We start from the raw sequence: 9,442 nt of genomic DNA, 5'->3' as shown, positions 1-9,442 counted from the left end.
GTTATTCGCTAACCCAGCGGGAACCATATCGCTTGTGAAATTCCATGGTGTCGTTAAGCCCGCATCACTATACCAGCCTGTAAATGCCCAACTTCCGTTGGTTGGTGCGGCTGGTTGCGTGACTAGCGCTCCGTCATGGGTCGCTTCGTCCGCAACCGCCGTTCCACCATTACTATTAAACGTAACCGTCGCTGGCGTCGCCGTCCACTGCGCTGTCAAAACTGGGTTAGCGGTTGTCGCTGTAAAACTACCGCCCGGCTGAACTACCGTGCTACCGTCAGGCAATAACCAACCGGTGAAATCATAACCTGTTTTCGCTGGTACGGTTGTCGGTACTGTTACCATCGCGTTCGGCGCATAGTTAGTCGTATCCGTTGGTGCTCCAGTTCCGCCGTTAGCGTCGTAGGTCACATTTGTCTGCCAGCCTGCATACAGCGCTAATGTGTTATTCGCTAACCCAGCGGGAACCGTATCGCTCGTGAAATTCCATGGTGTCGTTAAGCCCGCATCGCTATACCAGCCTGTAAATGCCCAACTTCCGTTGGTTGGATCAGTTGGTTGTGTAACTAGCGCTCCGTCATGGGTCGCTTCGTCCGCAACCGCCGTTCCACCATTACTATTAAACGTAACCGTCGCTGGCGTCGCCGTCCACTGCGCTGTCAAAACTGGGTTAGCGGTCGTCGCTGTAAAACTACCGCCCGGCTGAACTACTGTGCTACCGTCAGGCAATAACCAACCCGTGAAATCATAACCTGTTTTCGTTGGTACGGTTGTCGGCACAATCACTGTTGCGTTCGGCGCATAGTTAGCAGTATCCGTTGGTACTCCAGTTCCGCCGTTAGCGTCGTAGGTCACATTTGTCTGCCAACCTGCATACAGCGTCAAAGTATCACCAGGTAAGCCAGTTGGCATAACACTCGACGAAAAATCCCATGGTGTCGTCAACGTCGCATCACTATACCAACCAGCAAAATTCCAATTTCCGTTACTTGGATTAGTTGGTTGTACAACCAATCCACCATCTTGGGTACTCTCATTTGGAACAGTTGTTCCACCATTACTGTTAAAAATCACATTAGCAGAATAGTATTGAATATCATAATTGTTAATGGGACTACTTGTAGCGGACTCAGTTGTTGCAGCAATCTGAGGATTCGCCGCTAAATCACTCGGAGTTACCGTATAAAGCGCATTCGCAATATTGTTCGCAAATGTCGTTGTACTATCGACTGTCACTTGTGGTAGGTAGGCATTTCCGTTTGCACCGGCAGTATTAAACATAGGATAAACTGCACCGCTACCATTTAGATATAAATTGCTTGGATCATAAGTTCTAAAACCGATCGCACCACCACCGCCGCTAAGTGTAGCAAGGACGCCCGTACTAACGCCATTAACTAACAATATATTATCCGCACTGGTTGTTAGAGTTGCACCCGTAATCGTCGACGAACCTCCTGAGGTTTGCACCGCGAGTCCAGGAACGGCGGTCACTTGAATCCCAGTATCAATTCCGTTAATCAATATCGTTCCTGTCGTGGAAGGCAATAGAATTGTCTGCCCGTATGCGATATTATTTGTAAAATGCGTCCCTGTGACTGATAAAGTATTAATCGTATTGTCTTGATTAACAGGAACAATTGTAATTGCACCACCATTGCCTAGCGATGAATTGCCGGTAAATGTTGAATTCGTGACATCCAAATTCCCTGATGAGATTGCAACTGCTCCGGCTGTTGCATTATCCACATTGTTAATAAACGTACTATTGGAAATCGTTAAAGTCTGACCTTCCGTCATAGTTGCTTCAATTGGCGTTCCTATCATGCCACTGTTATCAGAAAAGGTCGCCTGATCAATCGTACTGTTATCCGTATCGACAAGATAACCAGCAACCCAAATATTATTAGAAAATGTTCCGCCAGTAAGCTCAAACGCCCCAGCTTGTTGCAGAAAACCAATCGCGTTATTATTTATCGACGCCGTGCTTGCCAATGTTATCGTCGTACTTGTCACACCAAAGATTCCAAAAGCATTTCCTACCAAAGACGAGCTACCCGTCATATTGATAATTTGGCCGGTGGCTTCATATACGGCACTACCAAACCCAATAATTTCAGCCGAGTCACTCATGTTAATAACTGGTACGCCTTGTACAGCAATCGGATAATAACCGCCTGAATTGACCCAGTTCAAAATTGAGGTTGGATTTTGTGGAACTGGCCCAATCAATTTAGTGCTTCCTTCAAGATTCAAGACATTAGCACCTTGAACCAAGGTGTTAGATGCGCCAGCGGATTCATCTATAATCAGGTTATTCAACGTTAAAGTCGCACCGCTACCATAAATTATCCCCATATTACTCATCTGGGTGTTTGTAGTGCCATCACCATCAATTTCAATATTTGACCCAACCGGCAAAGTTAACGAATTACCGCCTGTACCCGTAATAGGTGCTGTAATTGTAATTTGATACAAAGTCCCATTTGTTGGTGCCGCATTAATTGCGGTTTCCAAATCTGCAACTGTTGCGACATTTGGATCAATCACGAAATTTTCAGCAGCCAACGCCTCGCTATTCGCTCGAACAGTTGCAAGATTGGCCAACGAAAGAGCATTTATTGCTAACGCTTCATCTACGCTAGCATTGCTCTGGTTCACAACTTCATCCGCTCTAGCACTTTGAACAACTAGCATCTCGTCTGAAGCAAACTCTGTATCACTTGTTGCCGCCGCTGACAACTGCGCCTGCTCAGCAAGCCCACTCGCAACAGTACTTGCAACTTCTTCCGCAAATGAAGACGAACCAGCCGATTCACTGGCAGATGCTAGATTTACTATTGTCTCTGAACTAGCACTACTTGCTGTCGATGCACCATTACTGCTATCTGCCGCACTTCCACTACTAGTAATCGAACTTGATGCCGCCGTCGTGCTATCATTATTGCTAGATCCTATTGAAGATGATCCGGATACACCCTGTCCCACATTTGATGTCGTAGCATCTGTAGCGACACTTGAATCCTGCTCAACTGCACTCCCTAAAATCAAGGGGGCATTTACAGCCGCGCTACTTGTCTCCGTACTAGAAGTATTGACGGCATCAGTTGTATCAAGCGTAGTTGTATCAGCCGATACAATTGGCGTGTTAAGCAAGAAAACACTCCCTAGCCCAACCAACATTAAGCTACTAGCATAAACCCAATTTTTTCCACTTTTATATAGTTTATAATTATGTTGCATTTCCCTAATCTCAGTTCTTTTGTCTCTAGTCTCTAGTCTCTAGTCTCTAGTCTCTAGTCTCTAGTCTCTAGTCTCTAGTCTCTAGAATATTCTAATTCCATATATAATCAATACACTTCCGCAATTCAGGATACAAACATTCTAAGCAGCCGTTCTAATTCGACTTAGAAATCCGTATATGTGAAGCATCTTCAGATTTCCACCAAATTCTTGCAGTCACTCATTAGAAAAAAGATTAAATGAAATCAAAAAAAGATCTAAAAACTTTTCTCGACTTAACATCAAGAGCTTTTTAGATCTTTTTTAAATAATTGTTATTGCTTTTAAACAGAATTCAGAGCTATTTTACATATGATTGAAGAAATCCATAATCTTTGAAAAAAAGCTCTTCTTAACAGAAGCCTTTTTCACCTTACGTTTCGATGTATCAACCTTGGTCACGCCGGAATTAGCATCAGCATTTTCAATCTGCGTTCGATAGTGCGCCTTTAAGTCACCAACCGTTGTAGCCAAATAATCCTTGCTTTCAGAGATTTTGGTTGTCTCACCAGATGGCGTTGTAATTTCAGAATCACCACCTAATGCAAAATTCTCACCTTTTTTCGATAAATACGCTTCTGTGTCATCTGGATATTCATTTAACAAATCCAACGTCTTTTGAAGCTCTGCCTTAGTTGGCTTAGTATTTGCACTAACAGCATTAAAACCGCCTAGCAAGAACATCCCTATCAAGCCGGCAATCACAAGTCGATTAATATACTTCATAACTCCCCTTTAAATAAATTATTAATTCATTCAATTGTGAATTATAGCACATTATTTTGAGACTTAATAATACTTGTAAGTGGATATTAACTTGGATCTCATCTCCTAATTTCCAAATCCGCGATAAAGACTCCTCTAACTCTTAAAAAAACACTCAGCAGATATTTTTAGCTGAGTGTTTTACCTTATTTAACTTTTTTAGCAATAAAAATCGGACGTCGTTTAACTTCTGTATAAGTACCTGAAATATACCTACCGATTACGCCCAAACTAAGTAACTGAATACCGCTCAGCAAAAGCATAATTACTACCATTGAGGGCCAACCAAACACTGCTGTACTTGGAAAGGCAATCGCCCGAATAATAATTGCAATTGCACCGATAATCGCAGAGATGAAGGTTATAAATCCTAGGCCAGTTACAATATCCAACGGTGCCGTTGAGAAATTAACAATTCCATCAATTGAGTATTTAAATAACGAAAAGAATGACCACGAAGTCTTTCCAGCGGCCCGATCAACATTTTCAAATTCAAGGTACTTTGTCCTAAATCCAATCCATGAAAAGATGCCTTTCGAAAAGCGATTATACTCAGGCATACTAAGAATTGCATCAACCATCTGCCTAGTCATCACCCGATAATCGCGCGCACCGTTCACTAATTGAGTGCTGGATATTTTATTGACTAATTTGTAAAATAGGTCACTGAAGAAGGATCTAATTCTAGATTCCCCTATCCGATTAATCCTTCGACTACCTACTGCGTCCCATTCCCCTGACATTACCCCTCGCAACATCTCTGGTAATAATTCAGGTGGATCCTGTAGATCAACGTCCATGACGCCAACATAATCGCCTTTAGCATATTCTAGCCCGGCATATAAGGCCGCCTCTTTGCCAAAATTCCGAGAGAAATCAATAAAATGGATATTCGAATCAGAATTGTTTAGCGCATTCAAAACTGCCTGTGTATTATCATTCGATCCATCATTCACAAACCAATATTCCACTTCAACCGGAAGTTCGCGCGAAACTTGTCGCATCTTTTCTAAGAAAAGAGGGATCGATTCCTCTTCATTAAGTACGGGTACAATTACTGATAATATTTCATGTTTCACTTATACGCACCTCTAAATCAATCATCATCTTCCACTTAAAACACCTGAGAAAATAAATTCTCATATTGCCACCCAATACAGGTAATTTAACTGTTCTCAATTATCTGAGTATATCATAAGTACGAGTTACATTATAATGGGTAATCCACATGTACAGAATATCAAGTTCATGCAATTTGATCGACTGATTAATTGCAAACATCCTTATCCACCTGGAATCAATATTAAGTTTGTATACACCTCACGCAATTGCGGATCAAAGTAAATTATGGATCACTTATCCTGTATGTTTACACCCAGCTTTTAATATCAATCTAAGATTAACAAAGTACCACTTCAGCGTCTTTCCAGTGTTTTGAAATACATTCGGCCGACAATAGCCATATTTCACACAAAGATATATATATATATATATATATATATGAGATCCTTTAAATAGGATAATACTACACCACGTATTTCTAATTTTCGAAATACAGTATATAATTAATATTGTTTTAAGTTTGTTAACAAACGGTTAGTTGTCCAATTTTTAATATCAGAATATCGCTAATTCGATAAGTCATGTCATCTATAAAGGTTGATTGAAGAGATATTAATTATGCCGGTAGTCGATAATAGCAAACTGCTAATAGGAACGTATCTAATTTTTTTAGGAGAGAGTAAGGATTATGGAAAAATTTAAAGGAAAAACACTACTTTTTTCGGCTACCATGGGAGCGTTGATCACACTAGGAACTGAAATGCCAATGTCAGTTCACGCGGATACTGTTACACCAACGGCTACCACGACAACAGCTGCACCAGCAGCCAGCGCTACCACAACAGACGATGCAACTTATGTTTTGACACTAGATCAATTGAACTCAGCTATAATTAGCCTTGATGGCTATAGTGGTACAACGGAAATGAATACCGCCTCAAGTTTGGCGGCAATCGCAAGCACCATGGCGGCTGGTAACGCCACCACAGTTAGTGTCGCCCTCACACCAGCCCTCGCGGCAGAGGCTGGTATCACTGTCGCTCCAACACCAACTGTTGCAACCTCAACAGTCACTGCTAAATACGTCGACCAAGCTGGAAATACAATTGCCCCAGATGTCGTTACAACTGGTAATGTCGGCAACGCTTATTCAACAACTCAAGAGGTGATTCCAGGTTATACTTTTAGTTCTGCTAACGGCGGTGCTACTTCTGCAATGTATCTTGCAACTCCGATTACAATTACTTATATCTATAATGCAGACACAGCTACACCTACAACCACACCTTCCACAGTCGCCGTACCAAGTACAATCACCGCTTCTACTGGAACTCCGATCGACTTATTGGCTAACGTCACGTCAGTTTCTGATGATAAAGGAAATTTAGCTGATAAGAATAACATCGACAATACGCAAGGTGTTCTTGGCGTAACGGTTATGAAGAATGGCTTCTCAGTATATAATGCAGCCATGGGGACTCCTGGAACCACACTTGGAACTTATACGCCAGACGGACCCGGAACTTATCAAATTAAATACGATTACAAATATAATGTGATGACCGACTCTACATGGTCTTCCGCTACAACAAGTTTTACAATTTCAGATTCAGCGCCTGCTGTGACCACTTCAACGGTCACTACCAAATACGTTGATCAGAATGGAACTTCAATTGCACCGGATGTTGTGACAACCGGTAATGTTGGTGATGCTTATTCAACAACCCAGGCAACCATTTCCGGTTACAATTTCACTTCGGTTCAGGGTAATGCTACCGGAACTTACACAACTACGCCAACTACGATCACCTATGAATATACGGCCGCCGATGCGACTGTAGTTACACCACCAGTTCAAACTAGTACTGTGACCGTTCATTATGTTGACTTGAATGGTAAGACAATCAAGCCAGATGAAATTATAACTGGTAATGTTGGTGCTTTATATGGTACTGTTTTCCCCATCATCCCTGATTATTACATTACTACCATCCCTGATAACGGGATTGGCACATACACAAGTAATCCAATCGACGTAACCTATGTCTATCAAACACTTGATGACATTCTCAACGGTTCAACAGTTACGCCAGTTGCTACTACTGACACAACGGCGCCCGCCGCTTCAAATGTTGCAGCTCCTAACAAGACCGCCTCTGTAAAACAAGCCGCGGCTACTTTGCCTGCGACCGGTATTGATGTAACTTCTGACTTATCTATGCTTGGCATGGCCATCTTAGGTTTGGGAGCAGTTGCCTTCGTTGACTGGAAAGCAAAGAATAAATTCATGTAATGCTTTTTTCGAAATTTAAATATTACAATTAAAAAACTGTCGCGGTGTAAGGTCGTGACAGTTTTTTTGATTGCTCTACTCTTACCTAGCCTTTAACTTATTCATCACAATAATTACTTTAAGTGCTTTAAGATTCATTCATTTCTTTCGCTTGAATTCTTCCTCATAACTGCTATCATAATGTAAGTGGGAACTATTTTAGGAGGGTTTATTATGAACGAAACAAATATCAAGGGAGTTAATGCACTCTCATATCTTTCAGTTATTATTGCACCGGTAATTATTCCATTAATCGTTTGGATTGTTGCAAAAGAGGCCAACGTGATCTCAAATGCGAAGAAAGCTTTACTAATTCAAATTATTCCGTTTCTATTCGTGGTGCTTTCTTTCATAACGATTGGCATAATCGGCTTATCGACTAATAGTGGCCCAATTACCGGGTTCACTACAATTATTTTATTCGCAATCGCTGGGCTGGTTTCATTTGTGCTGTATATTTACAGCATCGTGCTTGGCATTAAGCAATTGCTTGCTTCATGATTAATCGTGAACGCTGACTTTGGTTGGCGTTTTTTGTTTACATTGTTCGTTATTTTTGTTGGAGGGATATTAGGTAGACCTTTTGGAGGTTCGATATAGATGATCCCGTATCTTTTATTAGGTAGATCTTACCTCTGCTCTTTGTTGGTGAAACAAAATTATGTAAATCAGCTTACTTAATTTTATCATCCATATTAATAAAAGCCTGCTATATCAATGCTTCCATTGGTATAACAGGCTTTTCTAACAAAATATGATACTCTTTAAACCATACTTCTTGTTAAACTTGCAGAACGTTATTAAATCAACATTTGCGCGTTTTCTGGTGCAAATTGGTGCAAAAAATTTAACTTAATTATTTAGCTCATTCTCACGTTCTGCAATTAATTTATAAAAAATAAGCCAAATTAACTAGTCTCAAAACTAATTAATTTGGCTTTATAATTTTTATTCGCATTAACACTTATTTTAAATGTTCAAGCGCTTTTTGTGGTATTTTTGATTTTTCAACCTTTTCCCAATTAGTTACGCCCTTTTTCTTATTATATGTTACCTTCAAATAAGCATTGTGTTTTAGATTATGATCAGCATTAAACTTTATGTTCTTGCTTTCACCTCTATCATCGAATGCTTTTTCTTCATACTCATACATATGAAAAGTTTTACCGCTGTCATCAGTCTCGTTAGATTTCTTGCCATCTTTTAGTATTTGTACATAGTAGTCAGTTCCGCCGTAATTAACTTTATAAAAAGTAAATCCAGCAACACCGATGATTGTGATAAATGCTATTATCCAAAATATAATTTTTTTCATAACCATATGCCTTTCTTTTTAACCCCAATTCAGTGTGATTTCTAATGAAATAGTACCACTAGATTTTCGTTTAACACCTTACATTTTTGTAAGAAATAACAAAAAGCCCCGCCAAGTAGAGATTAATCTACCTAGCGGGACAACTTTTTTATTACTCTATCTCAATCTTATGAGAATTCTCTATCTCAGGCTTATCGAGCTTTGGTAATTCAACCTTTAGGACACCATTATCATAACGAGCCTTTATGTTGCTTTCATCAATACCCATGAATCTAAACGAACGTGCCATAGATTCGCTTGAACGCTCACTTTGAATCATATCACCGTGACCGTGATCGGCAATCTCATGCTTAACTGTTGAGACCGTAAGTGTATCATTCTTAAAATCAATACCAATATCTTTCTTCTCTAGACCTGGTAATTCAACACTTACCACATATTTATCATCATTATCCGAAATATCGGTTTTCATGAATCCACGACGATTTTGTAGATTTCCAAAAAGGTCCATCTCGAATGCATCAAATGGATTCCATGAACTCTTAAACAACTCATTTGCCATTATAAAATACCTCCAAAGATTTAATTTTTTCTACACACATATATTAACACCACATTTTTTATTTGTTAATAGAAAAAGACCCACTAAGCAAAAATTAATCCGCTGATGTGAACCCCAAAAGTTG

Annotated in this window: 7 protein-coding genes; 2 read left to right on the top strand and 5 right to left on the bottom strand. The window is 40.2% G+C overall.

What is annotated here, in order from left to right:
* From ESZ50_RS11455 to ESZ50_RS11445, 3 genes are all read right to left on the bottom strand, one after another.
* A partial coding sequence (locus ESZ50_RS11455; protein ID WP_187387639.1) for an InlB B-repeat-containing protein occupies positions 1-3,243 on the bottom strand: 3,243 nt, incomplete at its 3' end.
* Positions 3,244-3,588: 345 nt separating this feature from the next.
* Positions 3,589-4,008 (bottom strand): hypothetical protein, encoded by a 420-nt coding sequence (locus ESZ50_RS11450; RefSeq protein WP_148624094.1) that lies wholly within the window; start codon positions 4,006-4,008, stop codon positions 3,589-3,591.
* Between the two features lie 185 nt (positions 4,009-4,193).
* On the bottom strand, positions 4,194-5,126 hold the full coding sequence (locus ESZ50_RS11445; protein ID WP_148624092.1) for a glycosyltransferase family 2 protein: 933 nt from the start codon (positions 5,124-5,126) through the stop codon (positions 4,194-4,196).
* A 671-nt stretch (positions 5,127-5,797) separates the two neighbouring features.
* Between ESZ50_RS11445 and ESZ50_RS11440 the strand changes: the two genes are divergently transcribed.
* Together ESZ50_RS11440 and ESZ50_RS11435 are read left to right on the top strand one after the other, a co-directional pair.
* Positions 5,798-7,402 (top strand): MucBP domain-containing protein, encoded by a 1,605-nt coding sequence (locus tag ESZ50_RS11440; RefSeq protein ID WP_148624090.1) that lies wholly within the window; start codon positions 5,798-5,800, stop codon positions 7,400-7,402.
* A 213-nt stretch (positions 7,403-7,615) separates the two neighbouring features.
* Positions 7,616-7,942 carry a magnetosome magnetite crystal formation protein family gene (locus ESZ50_RS11435; RefSeq protein ID WP_148624088.1) on the top strand — a complete coding sequence of 109 codons (327 nt, stop codon included), beginning with the start codon at positions 7,616-7,618 and terminating at the stop codon, positions 7,940-7,942.
* Positions 7,943-8,405: 463 nt separating this feature from the next.
* Here the strand turns inward: ESZ50_RS11435 and ESZ50_RS11430 are convergent, their stop codons facing one another.
* Together ESZ50_RS11430 and ESZ50_RS11425 are read right to left on the bottom strand one after the other, a co-directional pair.
* Positions 8,406-8,756 carry a YxeA family protein gene (locus ESZ50_RS11430; RefSeq protein ID WP_148624086.1) on the bottom strand — a complete coding sequence of 117 codons (351 nt, stop codon included), beginning with the start codon at positions 8,754-8,756 and terminating at the stop codon, positions 8,406-8,408.
* Between the two features lie 151 nt (positions 8,757-8,907).
* Positions 8,908-9,318 carry an Hsp20/alpha crystallin family protein gene (locus ESZ50_RS11425; protein WP_148624084.1) on the bottom strand — a complete coding sequence of 137 codons (411 nt, stop codon included), beginning with the start codon at positions 9,316-9,318 and terminating at the stop codon, positions 8,908-8,910.
* Positions 9,319-9,442 lie beyond the last annotated feature (124 nt).

It is taken from the genome of Weissella muntiaci (assembly GCF_008107635.1).
GTDB lineage: Bacteria > Bacillota > Bacilli > Lactobacillales > Lactobacillaceae > Weissella > Weissella muntiaci.
Note: the sequence above shows the minus strand (reverse complement) of the source record. Positions and strands in the feature narration are given on the sequence as shown.

Bases quoted from the DNA above. Each gene is read 5' to 3' on its own strand.
- ESZ50_RS11430 (WP_148624086.1), bottom strand. From the start codon at position 8,756: ATGAAAAAAATTATATTTTGGATAATAGCATTTATCACAATCATCGGT.
- ESZ50_RS11450 (WP_148624094.1), bottom strand. From the start codon at position 4,008: ATGAAGTATATTAATCGACTTGTGATTGCCGGCTTGATAGGGATGTTC.
- ESZ50_RS11435 (WP_148624088.1), top strand. From the start codon at position 7,616: ATGAACGAAACAAATATCAAGGGAGTTAATGCACTCTCATATCTTTCA.
- ESZ50_RS11440 (WP_148624090.1), top strand. From the start codon at position 5,798: ATGGAAAAATTTAAAGGAAAAACACTACTTTTTTCGGCTACCATGGGA.
- ESZ50_RS11425 (WP_148624084.1), bottom strand. From the start codon at position 9,318: ATGGCAAATGAGTTGTTTAAGAGTTCATGGAATCCATTTGATGCATTC.